This is a genomic window from Advenella sp. (assembly GCF_052108595.1).
Classification (GTDB): domain Bacteria; phylum Pseudomonadota; class Gammaproteobacteria; order Burkholderiales; family Burkholderiaceae_B; genus Advenella.
In genome coordinates this window covers 1-19,309 of sequence record NZ_JBQEAU010000091.1, presented here as the reverse complement: position 1 = coordinate 19,309, position 19,309 = coordinate 1, and the positions used below count along the sequence as shown (strand labels likewise).

The 19,309-nt window shown below is 54.9% G+C and carries 15 protein-coding genes; 7 read left to right on the top strand and 8 right to left on the bottom strand.

All coding sequences use genetic code 11. From position 1 onward, the window contains the following. Positions 1-145: 145 nt before the first annotated feature. Positions 146-2,599 (bottom strand): ribonuclease R, encoded by a 2,454-nt coding sequence (rnr, locus tag ACTIKR_RS15330; RefSeq protein WP_442328269.1) that lies wholly within the window; start codon positions 2,597-2,599, stop codon positions 146-148. A 161-nt stretch (positions 2,600-2,760) separates the two neighbouring features. Next, the gene (locus tag ACTIKR_RS15325) at positions 2,761-3,528 is read right to left on the bottom strand and encodes a TSUP family transporter (RefSeq protein WP_193088909.1); all 768 of its coding nucleotides are present in this window, start codon (positions 3,526-3,528) and stop codon (positions 2,761-2,763) included. A gap of 230 nt (positions 3,529-3,758) precedes the next feature. Here ACTIKR_RS15325 and ACTIKR_RS15320 point away from each other — a divergent pair, with 230 nt between their 5' ends. Then, positions 3,759-4,133: a SirB2 family protein gene (locus ACTIKR_RS15320; RefSeq protein WP_442328268.1), complete on the top strand. Its 375-nt coding sequence runs from the start codon at positions 3,759-3,761 to the stop codon at positions 4,131-4,133. A gap of 79 nt (positions 4,134-4,212) precedes the next feature. Here the strand turns inward: ACTIKR_RS15320 and ACTIKR_RS15315 are convergent, their stop codons facing one another. Then, positions 4,213-4,683 (bottom strand): GNAT family N-acetyltransferase, encoded by a 471-nt coding sequence (locus ACTIKR_RS15315; RefSeq protein ID WP_193088907.1) that lies wholly within the window; start codon positions 4,681-4,683, stop codon positions 4,213-4,215. Positions 4,684-4,700: 17 nt separating this feature from the next. Further along, positions 4,701-6,512 carry an ABC transporter ATP-binding protein/permease gene (locus ACTIKR_RS15310; RefSeq protein ID WP_442328267.1) on the bottom strand — a complete coding sequence of 604 codons (1,812 nt, stop codon included), beginning with the start codon at positions 6,510-6,512 and terminating at the stop codon, positions 4,701-4,703. 205 nt (positions 6,513-6,717) lie between these two features. Between ACTIKR_RS15310 and ACTIKR_RS15305 the strand changes: the two genes are divergently transcribed. Continuing rightward, positions 6,718-8,292, top strand: coding sequence for a TerC family protein (locus ACTIKR_RS15305; protein WP_193088905.1), 1,575 nt, complete (start codon positions 6,718-6,720; stop codon positions 8,290-8,292). 284 nt (positions 8,293-8,576) lie between these two features. Here ACTIKR_RS15305 and ACTIKR_RS15300 read toward each other — a convergent pair whose 3' ends face one another. From ACTIKR_RS15300 to ACTIKR_RS15290, 3 genes are all read right to left on the bottom strand, one after another. Next, positions 8,577-9,371, bottom strand: coding sequence for a phosphoadenylyl-sulfate reductase (locus ACTIKR_RS15300; protein WP_193088904.1), 795 nt, complete (start codon positions 9,369-9,371; stop codon positions 8,577-8,579). A 398-nt stretch (positions 9,372-9,769) separates the two neighbouring features. Further along, positions 9,770-11,383, bottom strand: a complete 1,614-nt coding sequence (locus ACTIKR_RS15295; RefSeq protein ID WP_442328266.1) for a GMC family oxidoreductase — start codon at positions 11,381-11,383, stop codon at positions 9,770-9,772. A 141-nt stretch (positions 11,384-11,524) separates the two neighbouring features. Further along, positions 11,525-12,487 (bottom strand): D-2-hydroxyacid dehydrogenase, encoded by a 963-nt coding sequence (locus tag ACTIKR_RS15290; RefSeq protein WP_442328265.1) that lies wholly within the window; start codon positions 12,485-12,487, stop codon positions 11,525-11,527. Between the two features lie 92 nt (positions 12,488-12,579). Here ACTIKR_RS15290 and ACTIKR_RS15285 point away from each other — a divergent pair, with 92 nt between their 5' ends. From ACTIKR_RS15285 to ACTIKR_RS15265, 5 genes are all read left to right on the top strand, one after another. Beyond that, entirely contained in the window at positions 12,580-13,389 is an 810-nt protein-coding gene (locus ACTIKR_RS15285) for a ferritin-like domain-containing protein (RefSeq protein WP_442328264.1), read from the top strand. A gap of 81 nt (positions 13,390-13,470) precedes the next feature. Next, a complete protein-coding gene (locus tag ACTIKR_RS15280; RefSeq protein ID WP_193088901.1) occupies positions 13,471-14,724 on the top strand; it encodes a D-amino acid dehydrogenase in 1,254 nt (417 codons plus the stop codon). A 393-nt stretch (positions 14,725-15,117) separates the two neighbouring features. After that, positions 15,118-15,591, top strand: a complete 474-nt coding sequence (locus tag ACTIKR_RS15275) for a TM2 domain-containing protein (protein ID WP_193088900.1) — start codon at positions 15,118-15,120, stop codon at positions 15,589-15,591. A 66-nt stretch (positions 15,592-15,657) separates the two neighbouring features. Then, entirely contained in the window at positions 15,658-16,161 is a 504-nt protein-coding gene (locus ACTIKR_RS15270; RefSeq protein WP_193088899.1) for a T6SS immunity protein Tdi1 domain-containing protein, read from the top strand. A 43-nt stretch (positions 16,162-16,204) separates the two neighbouring features. Continuing rightward, positions 16,205-17,488, top strand: coding sequence for an amino acid deaminase (locus tag ACTIKR_RS15265; protein ID WP_193088898.1), 1,284 nt, complete (start codon positions 16,205-16,207; stop codon positions 17,486-17,488). A 167-nt stretch (positions 17,489-17,655) separates the two neighbouring features. Here the strand turns inward: ACTIKR_RS15265 and ACTIKR_RS15260 are convergent, their stop codons facing one another. Continuing rightward, positions 17,656-18,621 carry an acyltransferase family protein gene (locus ACTIKR_RS15260; protein ID WP_442328263.1) on the bottom strand — a complete coding sequence of 322 codons (966 nt, stop codon included), beginning with the start codon at positions 18,619-18,621 and terminating at the stop codon, positions 17,656-17,658. Between the last annotated feature and the right edge of the window lie 688 nt (positions 18,622-19,309).

Below are 19,309 nucleotides of genomic sequence, written 5' to 3'. Positions count from 1 at the left end.
TGCAGTCACGGCATGAAATCCTGCCAGTATCTGACGGCTAGACATAATAGGTTCCTGAACTCAATATATTTACCACCCGATGCGCTGATCCCGGCGGATACACGCATCGGGCTCCTGATGGCTTAATCGCTGATATCGTGATTGATCAGCGCCGGCGGGATGCCTTCTTGCCGGCAGGCTGTGCAGCCTTTTTACCGGCCTTTTTTGATGCGGCCCGACGCTCAAGGGCCTGCTGCCCGCGGCTTTTGATGCCGGCCGGCTTGGGCTTGGCCGCCCGTTTGGATTGTCGCGGCGGTGTGTCCTGGCGCTGGGCTTCCTTGCGCAGCGAATCGTAGGTGATGCCTTTGACCAAGGCAAACTCGATGCGCCGCGCTTCCAGATCCACGCGCGTTACCTGCACCTGCACACTGTCGGTCAGCCTGTATTTCTTGCCCGTGCGCTCGCCGCGCAATTCATTCAGACTTTCGTTGAACTGGAAGTAATCGGTTCCCAGCTCTGACACATGCACCAGACCTTCGACATAAAGCGTATCGAGCGTGATGAACAGGCCAAAGGACGTGACACCAGTGACCTTGCCGCTGAATACTTCACCCACATGCTCGCGTACGAACCAGCATTTGAGCCACGCTTCAACGTCGCGCGAGGCATCGTCGGCACGGCGTTCGTAGGCCGACAGCACGATCCCCAGCTTCTCCCACAGGGCGTGCTCATGTTGCTGGCGTGACTCGCCTTCCACCCACGCCACGCCGGCCATTTCCGGAACATAGGCGCGTTTGGCCAGAATTGCCTTGATGACTCGATGGGTCAGCAGATCTGGATAACGCCGGATAGGCGACGTAAAATGCGTATAGCTGGGATAGGCCAGGCCAAAGTGCCCGCCATCATCGGGGCTATAGATCGCCTGCTGCATGGAGCGCAACGCCATGGTCTGGATGATCTGAAAATCGGGGCGGGCCCGTGCTGCATCGAGCAACGCGGCGTAATCCTTGCCGCTGGGTTCGTCGCCCCCGGCCAGGGACAGGCCCAGCGTGCGCAGGTATTCACGCAGATTTTTCAGTTTTTCCGGTGTAGGACCTTCATGCACACGATACAGGCTCAGGCGCTTATTGGTCTTGACGAACTCGGCCGCGCAGGTATTAGCGGCAAGCATGCATTCTTCGATAAGCTTGTGTGCATCGTTGCGCACATGCGGGACGATTTGCTCGATTTTGCCCAGTTCGTTGCTGATGATCTTGGTTTCGATGGTGTCAAAATCCATCGCGCCGCGCTGCTTGCGGGTGCCTTCCAGCAGTTGATAAAGCGTATACAGGTCCTGGATATGCGGCAATACATGTTTTAAGGCACGGGCAGTGGGTCCGTCAATTTGCTGCAGCGCCGTCCAGATCTGGGTATAGGTGGTGCGTTCATGCGAATGGATGACCGCGTTATAAAACTGATAGGCTGCGACCGTGCCAGCCTTGGCGCCGGTGGCGGGTATTACCATGTCGCACACCAGCACCAGGCGATCTACCTGCGGATTGAGTGAACAAAGTCCATTGGACAACTTCTCGGGCAGCATGGGAATGACTCGCCGCGGAAAGTAAACGCTGGTGCCACGCGCGAGCGCATCGGTGTCAATGGCATCTTCCGGGCGCACATAATGGCTGACATCGGCAATAGCCACCAGCAGGCGCCATCCCTTGCGCCGCCGTTGTTCTGTACCGATATTGACCGGTTCGCAGTAGACAGCGTCGTCAAAGTCGCGAGCGTCCTCGCCGTCAATCGTAATAAAAGGCACGTCACGCAGATCAACGCGGCCGTTCAGATCTCGCTGCACTACGGTTTCCGGCAATGCATCGGCCTGCGCCAGCGCCGCCTCGGAAAACCCGACAGGCACATCAAACTTGCGTACCGCAATCTCGATTTCCATGCCCGGGTCGTCAATTTCCCCGAGTACTTCGATGATGCGTCCGAGCGGCTGAGTGTGGCGGGTAGGCTGTTGCACGATCTCAACCGTGACAACCTGGCCATGCTGGGCGCCGCCCACATCCGATGCGGGCACCAGGATATCATGCTTGATGCGCTGGTCTTCGGGCGCCACCACGTATATGCCCTGCTCCTGCAGCAGACGACCTACCAGCCGGTTGGTGCTGCGCTCCAGCACCTCGACAATGGTACCTTCGGGCTTGCCGCGATACTCTCCGGTGGGCTTGACCTGCACCCGATCGCCATGCAATACCTTGAGCATTTCGCGTGGCGACAAAAACAGATCCTGACCGCCATCTTCAGGGATCAGAAAGCCGAAACCATCGCGATGCCCCTGAACACGGCCGATCACATAATCTTTGGGCTTTGCCGTGACCTGCCAGCCCAGTGGCGTATTGTCCAGCTGACCGTCACGCTGCATGGCCGCCAGGCGTTTTTCCAGCCCGTCTACGCCGCCCTGCCGGGTCAGATTGAAGTGATTGATAAGCTGCTGCAAGGGCTGCGGTTTGTCGGCGCTACGCAGCAAACTGAGTATATTTTCCCGTGAAGGGACGTCCGGATCGTAATCGTGACCGGGTTCGGGCAGCGGCAGCGACGACTGCTGGGTATTAGCTGATTTTTTTCTCGTTGCCATGCGTAATTTCTTTAAAATTGGATGAGTTGCACACCGGCCCGCGCGGGGCCTCTGGGCTTTAGGTTATCACCATTCTATTACATTAATCCGCCATCTTTGTCCAAATACAGGCCACTGCCCGATAAGACAAAACAATCATGGCACCCCCGCTTGCTGCTGCCTCAGCCCCAGAACCGCTGCACCAGAAACCGGATGACCATGGCAAAACAAACCACCACGATCAACGGTCGGATCAGGCGGGCACCATGATTGACCGCCACCACCGAGCCCGATACCGATCCGACAATCTGACCACAGATCATGACCGCGCCGACAAGCCACAGCACCTGCCCGCCCACAATGAATACCGCGACCGAGGCGACATTACTGGCAAAGTTGAACAATCGTGCCGCCCCCGAAGCCTTGACGATATGCATGCCGCGCAACGTGATATTGGCCAGGGAAAAGAAAGAACCTGCGCCTGGCCCGAAAAAACCGTCATAAAAACCAATGGCCGGTACCACGCCGAATTCAAAAGGCTTGGAACCAATGCGTGCGGCCCTTTCGGTCTGTCCTGCCGACGGAGTGAGCAGAAAATACAGCCCGATTGCCAGCAGAACAAGAGGAATCAGGAAATCCAGCACACTCGGGTCGACCATCTGGATCAGCACCGTGCCCAGGCCCGCCCCTGCAAAAGACATAAGGGCGGGCACACGCAGTTCGCGAAATTGAATCACGCCGCGACGCATCATGGTCAGTGATGACGCAAGCGTACCAATGCTGCCCTGCAGTTTATTGGTGGCCAGCACATTGAGCACCGGAAAGCCCATAAGCATCATGACTGGAATGACAATAAGCCCGCCGCCGCCGGCCAATGCGTCCACAAAACCGGCCAGCATGGCCACAAAAAACAAAATGAGAAAAACGTTCCAGCCCAGCTCTACGTCCATGTTGAACACCTGCTACCCTGTCCGGTCACGCCAGCCTGACGGGATAGAATACGAACAGGCCAGCGCTGCAACTATACCGGAAATTGCGCCCATCCAAGGTAAAATGAGCGCAGCACTATTCACGGGAAAGCCTGGCATTCGCCGTATTGGTCACCAGGCCGACCTTTTACTCAATATATCTGCCGCAAGTCAGGTATTTACCAGGAAGCTGCCGTATGTCCGGTTATTTGATGGTCAAACATTCTCACATGACCCTCGCCATTCTGAGTCTGCTGTTTTTTATTTTGCGCGCTGGCTGGTCGATCTCGGGGTCAGCGCTGCTGGCGCGGCCATTTGTGCGCATCGCGCCCCATGTGATTGACACGCTATTGCTGGTCTGTGGGCTGTACCTGCTGTCTTTCATCGGTATGCAGGCATTCATTGTGGCCAAGCTGATCGGGCTGGTGCTGTATATCGCACTGGGCACCATGGCGATCAAGCGGGCCCGCACTTGCCGACAAAAAGCCGTGTTTGCTGCGCTTGCAGTACTCACGTTCTTCTATATCATGGGCGCCGCAATCGAGCACAGTCCGTGGTCGTGGCTGAGCCCCACGCTGGGCGCATAAGCGATCAGTCGCCCGGTTCCTTGCTCCTTGCTAAACGGTAGCCAGGCTGTTGTCGCCACGCTGCCGGTCAATGAGCCCGTCAGGCAAGCTGCAGGCTCATCGTGCGATGGGCAATACCGGCATCCATATAGACATCGCCTTCGGCCACGAACCCGTAACGCGCATAAAACCCCATGGCATGAACCTGGGCACTAAGCACCACTTCGGCATCGCCGCGCGCCCGCGCTGCCTGAACCAGGCGCTGTAGTACCAGCCCGCCAATGCCGGTCCCTCTTGCTATCTTGCGCACTGCCATGCGGCCGATATGACCGTCAGGCAGCAGCCGTCCGGTCGCGATCGGCCGGTGCTGCGCGTCATAGGCGACTGCATGAATGCATTGCGCATCCATCTCGTCCATTTCCAGTTCTGGCGGCACCTGTTGTTCAAGCACGAACACTTCGTGCCGCACCATGGATGCATGGTCTTTGAGCGCCCCCCAGTTATCGACGCGCAGCACCGTCGCTGCTGCGTTGTTCGCGTTCTCGGGCGTATCGGGCTGTTTGCGTTCCATTATCATCACTCCGGCAATCAGGCCTGGGCCGGTGCAGGCGGCGTCTCGATGGGGCGCCAGTACCAGGTCCCGTCACCGTTCAAGTGCAAAAGATGCGTGTGTTGCGCAATCAATGTGCTGCGATGACCGACACTGATCAGTTTCAGATCGGGCAGGCGCTGATGTACCAGACGATACATAGCGTCTTCCAGGCCTTCGTCCATTGCCGACGTTGCCTCATCAATAAAAGCGGCAGACGGCGCTGCCAGGAGCACACGGGCAAAGGCAACCCGCTGCTGCTCGCCCTGCGACAAGGTGTGCGACCAGCTGACGGTTTCCTCGATCCGCGATTGCAGGTGAGCCAGGTGAACATCAAGCAGGGCCTGCTGCCCTTTCTCCAGGCCGTCTGCCGGCACCGCATGCGGGTAATAAAGTGCCTCAAGCAGCGATCCTTCCGGCACGTACGGTTTCTGCGACAGGAACAGAATATCGTCCTCGGGACGCACGATCATGCCGCTGGAGTATGGCCACAGGCCGGCCACGGCACGCAGAATGGTGGTCTTGCCCGAGCCGGAGGGGCCCTGCAGCAGCCAGGACTGGCCTTTTTCCACGTGCAGGGACAGATCGTTGACCAGTTCCTGGCCCAACGGCGTGCGAATGCTCACACCCTCAAGCAGGACCGTGTCGCCATCCTGCCGGACATCAGGCTGTGGCAAGGCGTCGGCATTTTCAATATTAGTGAGAAACCCGTGCAGACGATTCAATGTAGCCCGGTAGCTGGCAAAGGTATCATACGCGTTACGGAAGAACGACAAGTTATCGTGCAGCGTGCCAAACGCCTGGGCACTCTGGGTCATGGCGCCCAGCGTAATCTGCTCGGAGAAAAAACGCGGCGCCTGAATAATAAAGGGGAAAATAACCGCGGTCTGCGAGACAAAGAAGTTGAACCCCTGGAACTTGACGCTTCGATGCACAATGGCCCAGACATTGCTGATAATCTGCTTAAAACGGCTCATCAGCTTGCCCATTTCGATTTTTTCGCCTTTGTAGAAAGCGATACTTTCGGCATATTCACGCACACGCACCAGGGAATACCGATAGTCCGCATTGAATTTCTCATCCAGGAAATTGAGCAGAATCAGAGGTCGGCCGATCCGGAATGCAAATACCGTAGCGATCAGGATGTAAATAAACAGGGCAAAGACCATGCCTCGCGGAATGGTGACCCCTGCCAGCGTGATGTCGCCGGACAAGGTCCACAGGATAATGGTAAAGGCGACTGCCGAAACCAGGGAACTGACCACGCCCAGACACAGGTCTAGCGACACCGTCACAAAACTGGAGATATCCTGCTGAATCCTTTGATCCGGATTATCCGCCGGGGTACTGAGGTAGTGGGAACGGTAATAACTGGTGTGCGACAGCCATTTGTTCAGGAACACGCCGTTGAGCGATTCGCGCCAGTTAATCGTAAAGGCTTGCTGCAGATAGAAGGTGACCAGGGAACGGACAATGTGGATACCGGCCAGAATGGTAAACACGCCCATCTGTATCCAAAAACTGGTCTCATCCAGTTTTTGCAGCGCCGTATACATGCTGTTGTACCAGTTGGAAAACAGCACACTGACGCGTACGCCCGACAGACTGAGCAGCAGAATGACGCTGAACATCGCGATGGGACGTACTGAGCGCCGGGGATTGAAATAGTTGCCGGCCAGCTTCCAGAATTGCCGCCCCCAGTGCGTATAGCGAGTCAGCAACCAGCCGCTGACCACGATAGCGACAAATGAAATAACATAGGCCTGTATAAGCCAGAAGGCGCTATCCTTTAATTCCTGACCCCAGTCCATTCACACTCCTGTATCCTGATTTGTGCGCTGCATTGCGCGAACATCGGGCGCAGCATTCCGCAAAAAAGAGTCACTTTACCTTAACTGGCGGGGATTCTGTCAATCACGGCGTGCATAAATGTAATAATTATTGCGCTCGCAAGGACCTGAAAACCCATGGATTTATCTGCTACTATTTGATGATCTAAATAACTGGAGTCCCTTGATGGAGCTGTTGCTTGACCCAAATATATGGGTAGGCTTGATTACACTGATTGTTCTGGAGTTGGTGCTGGGCATAGACAACCTTGTCTTTATTGCCATTCTCGTCGATAAACTCCCCCCCAAGCAGCGTGACAAAGCTCGCATTACCGGACTTGCCCTGGCCCTGATCATGCGGCTCATGTTGCTGTCGGTCATGTCCTGGCTGATCAAACTGACCGCGCCGCTGTTTTCCCTTTACACGCTATCGTTCTCGGGCCGGGACCTGATCCTGATTTCAGGCGGTTTTTTTCTGCTGTTCAAGGGCACCCTAGAATTGCACGAGCGGCTTGAAGGCAAGACCAAAGCCTCTACCGGCCCGCGCGTCTACGCCGGCTTCGGCGTGATTGTCACACAGATCATCGTCCTGGATGCCATCTTTTCCCTGGACTCGATTATCACCGCTGTCGGTATGGTTGACCATCTGCCGGTCATGTTTGCCGCAGTGATCATTGCCATGGCGGTCATGCTGGTTGCATCCAAGCCCCTGACCAACTTTGTCAACCAGCATCCCACTGTTGTCGTGCTGTGCCTGGGGTTCCTGCTTATGATCGGCTTTTCGCTGCTGGCCGAAGGCTTTGGCTTCAAAGTGCCCAAGGGCTATCTGTACGCGGCTATCGGCTTTTCGGTCATGATCGAGATCTTCAACCAGATCGCGCGTCACAGCATCAAACGCACCGAAGCCACCCGCCCCATGCGCGAGCGTACGGCCGAAGGGATTTTGCGAATGCTGGGCAAACGCCCACCCGATGAAGCGCATATGGAAAACCCCAATCAGGAAGCTGAACAGCCCGTTGTCTTCGAAGACGAAGAACGCTATATGGTCAGCGGCGTGCTTACGCTTGCCGACCGCAGCATTCATTCGATCATGACGCCGCGTGCGGATATTTCATGGATCAATATCGAGGATGATATTAACAAGATCCGCGATGAAATCATCAACACGCCCCATACCTTCTTTCCGATCTGCCGCGGTGCGCTCGATGAAATCATCGGAGTCGGCCGGGCACGCGACCTGATTGCGGATATTCTTACCGAGGGCCGGATCAATGTCAAAAAACTGCGCAAACCGCTGGTGGTGCCCGAATCCATCAACATCCTGACACTGATCCAAACGCTCAAGGAAAGCCGCGGCCAGTTGGTGGTGATCACCGACGAATTCGGCGCGATCGAAGGCCTGGTCACCCCGATGGACGTTTTCGAAGCAATCGCCGGTGAATTTCCGGACGAAGACGAAACCCCCGACATTGTGGAGCTGGGCGAGGGACGCTGGATGATCGATGGTGCAGCCGATCTGCGTCACCTGGAGCAGATCCTGAACATCGACGGACTGTACGACGACAACGAAGAAACCGCCACGCTTGCCGGCTATCTTCTTCGACAGTTTGATCGGCTGGCCGAGCCTGGCGATGTATTCGAACTGGTGCATGGTCACATTAAAACCGTCTTTAAGGTCGTGGCCCTGGACGGCCGTCGTATCGGCCAGGTCAGCGTTGACCAGTATCGTGAGAAAAACCCCGAAGAGTTGCTGGACATATAGTCCACGATCTAGCGCACGGCCAGACCCGTGCGCCACTGGCAATAGCACATCGGTTTATAAACTTATTACCTGATTTTCAAAGCCCGCAATCGCGGGCTTTGTTTTACATTCTTTTTATCACAAACGAAATAAAACCACGAGCGCTACCGATATTGCAGATAAAGATAATATCTACAGCCCCGTATGCAGATGGTCCGGGTAATGATTGATCGAGCCGAATAAGGCATCCATGGCCCAATGTAGTTTCCTGATAATGTGTTTTTCTCAGTGCAGATGCAGCAATGTCAACTGTGAACGTGCAATCCGCATTCTCGGCTGTCCTGGTTTTCCCACCACCAGCGGCCGGCACGCGGGTCTTCGCCGACGCGGACCGCCTTTGTACAGGGGTCGCAGCCAATGCTTGGATACCCCTGGTAGTGCAGCGCGTTTACCGGCACCGAAAACCGGTCCACATACGCCCAGACTTCCTGCTCAGACCAGTCAAACAGCGGGTTGTATTTGCTGATCCCTCGAGCCTCATCCTGCTCATGCAAGTCCAGATCGCTGCGCGTGACCGATTGCTCACGACGCTGGCCTGTAATCCAGGCATCGGCATCCGCCAGTGCCGCCGCCAACGGTATCACCTTGCGTATATCACAGCACTGGCGGCGCGCCTGCAAACTTTCGTAAAAGCCATTAATACCGTGCTGTTCGATATAGGCCTGCACAGCCGATTCTTCTGGCGTGTAAATAGCGAGCCGTATGCCGTAACGAGTCTGAATCTGATCCAACAATGCAAGTGTTTCCGCCGGCAGACGACCGGTTTCCAGAGTAAATATGTCAATATACGTCGCGATATCCCGATATTGTTCGCTTTGTCCCGCCTCACGCAATATCACGTCTGTAATAACCATGTCTTCCGCCGACAAACTGGATGCCAGACGCGTGCGCTGGTGTGTTCGAGCGATACCTAACAAGCGTTCGCGCAGTTGCAGGCATTTGGCGTCGAGCGCAGCCGGATCAATCGTACGCTTTGGCGGCTTCCACAGAATCGGCTGTTCAGAGAACATTGCTTGAGTTTGCGCGGAGTGAAAATTCATAATATGTCCGTCCAATGCTTAGTCCGCTACCCGATGGGCAGGCAAGACTACTTCGGTAAGGCTTTATCTTATCGGTTCATCACAGGAATAAGAACGAATAAATAGGTCTTTATTTATAGATAGCGGATATAAACCAGTACGTTCAGATAGTGCTGCATTGAAAAACGATAGCGTAGATACCCGCTGCGCAAAGAGACTGGGTATGTGCCTTCTGCAGTCCTTGTTATCCCGGCAGGCAGCAAAATATGCAAGTAATATAAGCGAAACCGCCAGCTATTCTTTTTGAGAAAAAGGTCGGAACAAGCCGCATTAAACCCTAACAACTTGTGCAAGGCAACGGACTTGCCAGCACTGTCAGACGCAAACCAGCTTGCCAAGCTCCCCTTACAAGTGCCCGTTCAGCGCGCGGCCAATATCAGTTGGGCCCCTTTTTCCGCGATCAGCATGGCTGGCGCGTTTGTATTTCCCGAAGTGATGGTTGGCATGACAGAAGCATCGATAACACGCAGCCTGTTGACCCCATGCACGCACAGATTGGCGTCGACCACGGACATGTCATCGGCGCCCATCTTGCAGGTCCCCACCGGGTGAAAGATGGTTGTGCCGATATCGCTGGCTGCCCGTATAAGGTCGTCGTCGGTTTTGGCCAACGGGCCTGGCCGGAACTCCTGAGGCGTGTATTTTTCAAGCGCAGCCTGATCGGCGATACGCCGTGTCAGCCGGATGCTTTCCAGGGCAACCTGGACATCTTCGTCCGTGCTCAGATAATTGCATAGAATATCAGGCCGGTCTTCAAGCGAAGGAGAAACAATGGTCACCATACCGCGGCTGGTTGGCCGAATGTTGCATACGGAGGCCGTAAAGGCAGGAAACGGATGCAGACCGTCGCCGAATTTTTCCAGCGATAGCGGCTGTACATGATATTCCACATTGGCGCGTTGCTGCCTGGGAGAGGAACGCGCAAAAATACCCAGCTGTGACGGCGCCATCGTCAATGGCCCCTTTTTCATAAAGGCGTACTGCAGGCCCATATACGCCTTGGACAACGGTGACTGCATCATCGTGTTGAGCGTGCGCACCTTGTTTACCTTGTAAATCATACGCAGCTGCAGATGATCCTGCAGATTGCGCCCCACCCCCGGCAAATGATGAATGAGTGGAATGCCCAGCGACTTCATGAGATCGCCGGCCCCTACGCCGGAGCGCTGGAGGATTTGTACCGAGCCAATGGCGCCGGCGCTGAGAATGACTTCTCGGCGTGCATTGGCGTGGAAAAAGTGGTCGTTATGACGAAAGCGCAAGCCCTGGGCCGTCCGGTCTGTGAAATTGACACGGTCTATCATTGCATTTGTGATAACGGTCAGGTTGCTGCGCTCCTTGATCGGCCGCAGGAATGCAGTGGCGGCGCTGAAACGCACGCCTTTTTTCTGGGTGACATGAAAATACGAAGAACCTTCATTGTCACCACAATTGAAGTCTTCAATTTGGGGAATGCCTGCCTGTTCGGCTGCTCGGCGAAAGGCATTCAGGATATCCCAGCGCAAACGCTGCTGCTCGACGCGCAGCTCGCCGTGGCCACCATGGAATGCCGTATCGCCCGCGTAATGATGTTCGAATTTTTTGAACAGCGGCAGCACATCATCCCAGCCCCAGCCCGGGTTGCCGGCGTCGCGCCAGCCATCGTAATCCTCTTTTTGCCCCCGCATGTAGATCATGCCATTGATGGCGGAACTGCCACCAAGCACGCGGCCGCGCGGATAGGCAATACTGCGGCCATTGAGCCCGGCGTCGGGGTGCGTGGTAAAGCACCAGTCGGTATTGGGATTGCCGATGCAATAAAGATAACCTACCGGAATATGCAACCAGCGCCATTTATCGTCACCGCCTGCCTCCAGCAGCAGCACCTTGCAGGAAGGGTCTGCGGACAAACGGTTGGCCAGCAGGCAGCCTGCCGAACCGGCACCCGCAATGATGTAGTCAAAGTCGCCATATAGCGTTGTTGTTTCTGCCATGCTCCCACTCTGCTTATTATTATTTGTTATACGGAAAGGTCCGTATCCTGATCATTATTGAAAATATTCAACGTTATGACAACGCGTATTTCTACCTATTAGAGTCATAAGCTGTAAGCACACGCGACTGATGTGTCCGAATCAAACCTGATTGCGGATATCGTTACGTACGAACGCATTGATGTTGTCCACCAGCTGGTCCGCCAGCACCTGAATCGCCTGGCGGCTGGCCCACGCCACATGCGGCGTCAGGATAAAATCCGGTCGGTTCATCAGGCGCATAAACGGGTGGGTATCGGGCATGGGTTCCTGAGTGACAACATCGAAACCTGCGCCACCGATACTGTTGTTTTCCAGGGCGTCTGCCAGCGCGGCTTCGTCCACCAACCCGCCCCTGGCCGTGTTGATCAAAATAGCGGTCGGCTTCATTTGCGCCAGCTCTGCCGCGCCAATCATATGACGGGTTGTCGGAGTCAGGGGCAGGTGCAGCGAGAGGATATCAGCCTGTGCGATTACCTCTTCAAAGGGGGTATGCGTTTGCTTTACGTCAGTCTCTCCCTTGCGAGCGGCAAACAGCACTTTCATGCCCAGTGCCTGGGCGCGCTTGGCAACCGCGCTGCCAAGCGCGCCGGAACCGAAAATACCGATAGTGCTGTCGGCCAGATCGCTGACCGGATAATCAAAATAGCAAAACTGGCCGCTTTGCGCCCAGCGCCCCTGGCTGACCGAGCGATGATAGGGAAGCAAACTGCGACGCAGTGCAAAAATCAATGCAAGTGTATGCTCGGGCACGGTATTGACCGCATAGTTGCGGATATTGGTCACAACAATACCCTTGTCGCGGCATGCTTCTATGTCAACGATATTGGTCCCGGTTGCCGCCACAGCCACCAGTTTAAGCTCGCCCGCCTGCGCCACGTCTTGCGCCGACACCGGCACCTTGTTGGTAATCACGATTTGCGCGTTCCGAATCCGCTGGGCAACGTCGGCCGGCGCAGTCTGGTCGTAGGCAATCACTTCATGTTCGAACTCAAACGCCTTGAGCGCGATAAAGTCAGGCAACGTGGCCCGATCAAGAAAGACAATGCGGGCTGAAGAAGACATGAGTTTTCCTGTGAAAGTCAAAACAAGACTATACCATTGCCTGCCATTGACTAAAATAGCGGTTTTGGTGAACCCGTTGTTTGTAAACCGACATGCCCTCTCCTGTCATGCCTCCTCTGTACCCATCGCTCCGTCAGGCAGCACTAGATGCCCTGGCCGAACCCGACCCCTGTAAAAAAATCACCGCTGTTGACCAGTTGGTATCAACGCTGCCCGTGCGCGCCAATCTGGTCCTGCAACCGACGCGGCCACTGCCGGGTCGCCCGCAACGGCCGCAACTGGTGGACCCGCGCGAGGTATCGGTACGCTCGACGCAGACACAACAGGGAAAAGCGGCGCTCATTCACTCCATTGCCCATATCGAATTCAATGCCATCAACCTGGCGCTGGATATCATCTGGCGCTTTCCCGGCATGCCCGATGATTTCTACTACGACTGGATGCAGGTCGCCCGGGAAGAGGCCTATCACTTTTCCCTCGTGCGGGGGCACCTGGCCTCTTGTGGCTATCAGTATGGCGATTTTGCGGCCCATAATGGTTTATGGGACATGGCGGAAAAAACTGCCGACGACATTCTGGCCAGGCTTGCACTGGTGCCGCGTACGCTGGAGGCGCGCGGCCTGGATGTATCCCCGGCCATCCAGAACAAGTTGCGGGCCGTCAACGACGACCGCGGCGTGCAGATCCTGGATATTATTCTGCGCGACGAAATCGGTCATGTCAAAACCGGCAATCGCTGGTACCTGCACTGCTGCGAGCAGCAAAACCAGGAGCCCGTTGCCGCTTATGCGGCGCTGATCGATACCTATCGCGTCGGCAAGCCTCGCGGGCCCTTCAATGTCCAGGCCAGAATGGCGGCCGGATTCACCCAGGCCGATATTGACTGGCTGAATTCCTTATAATTGCATTATTGGTCTTCACAGGCCGGCCTGATCCGGGCCTTGGCAATAGAACCAATGCCTTTTCATACTGACGGAAAAATTATGGACGTTCTGGTACTTGGGGCCGGCATCATCGGGCTGACAACTGCTTATTATCTCAACCGGGACGGGTTCAACGTCACCGTTATCGAGAGAAACAGCGACGTTGCGCTGGAGACTAGCTATGCCAACGGTGCACAACTGTCATACAGTTACGTGGCGCCACTGGCCGGCCCGGGGGTCATGAGTCACGTGCCCAAATGGCTGCTGGACCGCAACTCGCCCCTGCGTTTTCGCCCCAGCCTGGATCCGGCCACCCTGTGCTGGAACGTGCGTTTTGTCAAAGCCTGCAATGCGGCTCAAAGCAACCAAACGACGCGACAATTGCTTTCACTGTCGTTTCTCAGCCGTGACCTGTATCACGACATGATGCAACAGGAGGCCATCTCCTTTGACCATAAACGGGCAGGCAAGCTGGTTGTGCATCGCAGCCGCGATTCTTTCGAGCATGCCGTCGAACAGCTGGACTTTCAGCGTTCACTGGGTTGCGAGCAACGTGCCATGTCGGTTGAAGAATGTATCTCGCTGGAGCCAGCCCTGCAACGTATGCGGGATCACCTGAGCGGCGGCATCTTTACCGAAAGCGAAGAAAGCGCAGACTGCTTCCAGCTTGCCGTTGCCCTGAAAAACATTTTGCAGCAACGCGGCGTCACCTTCCGCTTCAATACCACCGTCAGCCGGCTTGCGGCCGACAGCAATCGCAAAGTGAGTGTACAAACAACCGCCGGAGAACACCTTACGCCGGATCATATCGTGGTGGCACTGGCATGCGAGAGCACAGCGCTACTCAAGCCTCTGGGCATTGCGGTGCCGGTCAGTCCGCTCAAAGGATACAGCCTCACAGTGCCCATTGAGCGAGCCGCCGACGCGCCGATGGTCAGCATCACCGATTATGAACGCAAGGTAGTCTATGCAAGGCTGGGGGAGCGCCTGCGCATCGCCGGCATGGCCGACATGGTGGGCTTAAACCGCCGCATCGATACCTCGCGTATTGAAGCGCTGAAGCAGGAAGCCCGCAATTTGTTTCCCGATGCGGGCAATTATGATCTGGCCACGCTCTGGACCGGGCTGCGTCCGGCTACGCCAAAAGGCAAACCCATTATTGATGCAACCCGATATGGTAACCTGTGGCTCAATATTGGCCAGGGAGCCCTGGGCTTTACCCTGGCCCCGGGTTCTGCAAGCGTGATCAGCCATTTGCTGCGCGGCCAGGCACTGCCATTTGGCAAAAACGTGTTTACGCTGGCTGATGCCTGAGCGCCAGGCACAGACGGTGTAAAGGCCGAATTGGCGGTGTACCCTGCCTTTGTGCTGCTCACTGCGCGCCGCATGCAACAGCCGGCCAATTGCCCTGGCAATATACAGCTGGCGGACCAGTTATGGTTGCAGTCAGGCAAAGGAGACCAATCCATGACGCATGCCGTATTTTGTACCCGAAACGCAATGAAGCATCCATGCGCCGAACCACCCCGGCCCAACCTTGTTTTTATGCGAATATACCCTTATCTAACATTCGCTTATCAAACGTTTATCTAACGCTTATCCAACGTTTACTGATTCAGATTTACTGCCTCATTAACCCGCGCCCGTCATGCGATTTCGCAATGCAAATCCCTAACGGTCGTTTTGTGCCCATCGAGACCCGCTGCCATGCTCCAGAAAATTCTCCTGCCCATTATCGTCTTTATCATTGTCCTGATCGGACTGACCTTCGGCGAAGGCGTGTTCACCGCGCTGGCTGTGTGGCTGCATGACATCACCGGTCTGGTCATCTATAACTTTTCCGATCTGTATTACACCGTCTCCGAATACGTCTCCCGGCATCCCGTCAAAATACTGGTCGCCCTGGTGGTGACGGCTATCGTGTGCATCTGGATATACAAGAACAAGGATGAAGAACTGACACGCCAGGCAAGCTCCCGTAAAATAGCCATTTTTCTGGCGATTTTCCTGGGCTGGCTGGGCGCGCACCGCTTTTACAACGGCCAGATAGGCATGGGGATGCTGTATCTGATCATCAGTTTCATCTGGTTGCCGCTCACGGTATTTCTAAGCCTGATTGATGCGGTAAGATATATTTTCATGAATGACGAAGAATACCGTCTGCGCATTCAATCGTCATAATAACCACGCGGCAGGGGTACAGGCGGCCCGACACTTCTGCCCACGTCAACGACGCAAGGAGCGCACGTGAATCTGAACGACCTGACCATTGCCACTGATAATCTTAACCAGCCACGATTGCTGAATCACTGGCAATGGCTCCTGCCAGCCCAGGTCGAAATTCTGCTTGTCACCAAAACGGCAGACTGCTTTTTGCTTGAGCCTGAAACCGGTCATATTCTGTTTCTGGACACCAACGACGGTGAACTGGAGCACATTGCCTCGGACTTTGATGAGTTTCGCGCTGTGCTTGCCGATCCCGAATTCATTACCGATTACTTCTCGCTGCTGCTGATGGCATCAAAGCTGGAAACCCCGTTACCTGAAAATTCTGTTTTTGCGCTCGCAACCCCCCCGGTCTTGGGTGGATCGTTCGAAACCGACGAACTGACGCTGGTAGATATTTACCAGTATTTCGATGAAATGGGTGCGCTCTGGCAAAAGCTGAGCCAGATCGAGCTCCCGGACGACACGGCCGATGAACCTGGTTCGTCCTCGGATACTGATAGCGACAGTAAAAAACCCGAATAGAGATCGACACCAAACGTTGCAGCGCATTAAGCAGGACAAACTGATGAGTGACCCCCTTCCGATACAAGCTTGCACACTAAAGCATTTTCCAGCAGAACTTGCCACGACGGCACCCGAAACCTTCGCCGCAGCCCGGCTTAACGTTTACGACAACGCCTTTGCGTTCCCGTTGGCGGTGCTGAACCAGCCGGCCCTGGAACACAATTTGCAATGGATGCAGCGTTTTGCCCGCGACAAAGGTGTTAGCCTTGCGCCGCATGGCAAAACCACCATGTCGCCTGAACTGTTTGGCCAACAACTTGCCGCCGGTGCGTGGGGGCTCACCTTTGCTACCATGTTTCAGGCCCAGACCGGCATTCAGGCCGGTGCAAAGCGTATTATTATTGCCAATCAGGTTGTATGTGATGCCGACCTGCGCCAATTACAGTCACTTTTGCAAATGCATCCCGACCTGCGCATTTGGTTTCTGGTCGATTCAATTGAACAGGTCGCTTATATCGAAGCCTGGGCTAGACGTTACAGTGAGGACAACCAGCAGCAAAGCATACGCTTTGACTGCCTGCTGGAAATCGGTATTGCAGGCCAGCGTACAGGCTGCCGCCAATTGGAACAGGCTCTGGCGCTGGCCCGCTGCATACATCAATCATCCGTACTCGCGCTGGGCGGCATCGAATGCTACGAAGGAAACCTGGCCACCGACACAGAAAAGGACAAGCCGGCCGTTGACGCACTCATGGCCCGTTGTGAAGCAGTCGCGCGCGCCTGCGCTCAACAGCAGCTGTTCGACACTGACGAAATCATTATCTCGGCCGGCGGCTCGGCCATTTTTGATCTGGTCGTCCCCGGTCTGAAAATCAGCCTGGATCGGCCAGTACGAGGCGTACTGCGCTCGGGATGCTATATCACACACGACCACGGCGTCTATAAGCGTCATCTGGCCAAAGTCCAGGAGCGCGAGCACCTGCAGGAAAGCCTAAGGGCGGCCCTGGAGGTATGGACCATGGTGCAGTCGGTGCCGGAACCCGGGCTGGCGCTGCTTACCTGCGGTAAACGGGACATTTCCTATGACCTTACGTTGCCCTTTGTCACTGGCTACGCGCCGGTAGGTGAACGGGTTCGCAGCGCGCCGGAACCGACCTGGCAAATCACTGCGCTCAATGACCAGCACGCCTATTTACATTTTGATGCTGCCGGCCCTGCTCCTGCTGTGGGCGACAGGATCATGCTGGGCATCTCCCATCCCTGCACGACATTTGATAAGTGGAAATGGATGCCTGTTATTGATGACACGGGCCAGGCGCGGTCCTACATTACTACGCGCTTCTGAATTCTACTTCCCGGCTTACATTGCGCGCTGTTACGGCTATGTAGACCATGGCTGCCTGCTGCGGCGCATTCGTATCAGCGGCGGCCAAAGGCCTTGCCGCACTGTGGCTATGCGTAGTAACCGGCCTGCTGCCACATTCGCCGTGCATTCCATGTGAAAGGTCGCTGTCAGAACAGAATATTCCACCTACGATCAGACCAGACCAGCAAGGCTGATACTACGGTGCTGGCAAACATCACCATGACAAACAATGGCGTGCCCTGCTCCATCCAGCCTGTGTTTAGCAAAATATTGATAAAGAATACGTGCGTCAGGTAAATGGCGGTAGAAAGCTTGGACAGAAAGTCCGTATTCAGTCTTGCAGAGCGGCTGTGAAAAAAAATGAAAAGCAGCGGACACAGCACCAGCAGAGAAAGGTACATATCTACGCCCGCCTTGGCGGGGTGCAGAAAATAGTGCACGGAGCTTTCCGCTACCAGCAGCATGACTGACGCAAATATGGCGCACAGCAATTGCGGGTCACGACGAGGCAATTTGTGCAGGCGGTGTTTGGCGATCAAATACCCTATGGCAAACAGGGGAAAGCCAAAGAAAAGAAAGTTGCGGAAAATCCAGCCAGAATTCAACAGATACCCCGCTACCCCTTCTTCGATCGGCGCATAATTGCCAATTGCCTGCAACACATAGCCCATCACAAACAACGCTACGGCAGAGATAAGAATGTGTTTGTCACTGCGTGTACGCAATACATGCAATACCGCCCCGGCGCCCAAGGTGCCCACCAGATACCATAAATGATGATAGCCAAACACCAGCTTTTCCAGCAGGCCAATCTGATCACGGGCGAGCTCCCAGTGTACCGGCCAATAGAATGGCAAATACAGCAACATCCAGATACTGTACAACACAGCCAGGCGTTTGGCCCAATTAGTAAAGGAACGATTTCGGGCTATCAACGGATAGAAGTAAAAACCATTGATGATAAAGAAGGTCGGCACGGCAATGCGAAGCAGCCCGTTCACGAATATGTAATTAAGATACTCGGCGGTCTCTGTAAACAACGACGCATGCAGGGCAACCACCATCATTGCCAATGCTATCTTCAGCCCATCTGTTCCCGCGTTACGCTGCATGTATCGTCCTCTGTTGAATCATATATTGTAACGATCCGAGGCGCTCAAGGCATGAAGGATGCCTACCAATTGCTGTGGAATGTAACTGAAAGCATTGGGATGCCAGATTTCAACGTAGCGAGCGAGCCAATAGCGGGAAAGACCAAAGCAGTTGTCCCTCCTTGGCTAATACTGGGGTCAGCACACAATCCAGTTGTTGAGCGACGATTAATTTGCTTACGAGAGTGTCTGCTCATATTAAATGAGCTCTATACCAACGGCTTTGAAAAGGCTATTTAAGATGCGTTTTCCTTAGTGGGCCAATACGCGGCACTACATAAACGAACCGTTTCACGAATAGATAAAACAATAATCATTGTCACGATAATCGAAATTTCGCCGTTGGCTTATGCGTACCTGTTGTCGCGACAAGGGAATCGCATTGGCAGTGTCCTGGCGATGTATTTGCATACAGATGCCATCAACTGTCTATTCCGCTCAGTTGAGCTACTAGCCTGAATAGGCCGTGCAATGCAGATTGGTTCTTTTCAGGCATATGGGCGTTTTACCACAACAAGAAGCTTCGTTTGCGGTAGGTCAAAACAACTTCAAGTAATACAAACCAAACAAAAGTGATCGCAGTACCATATATGCGAAACGTGATTGATTGGTCCGGTCATAGTCTTGAAGTAAACGCCATGAAAGTATT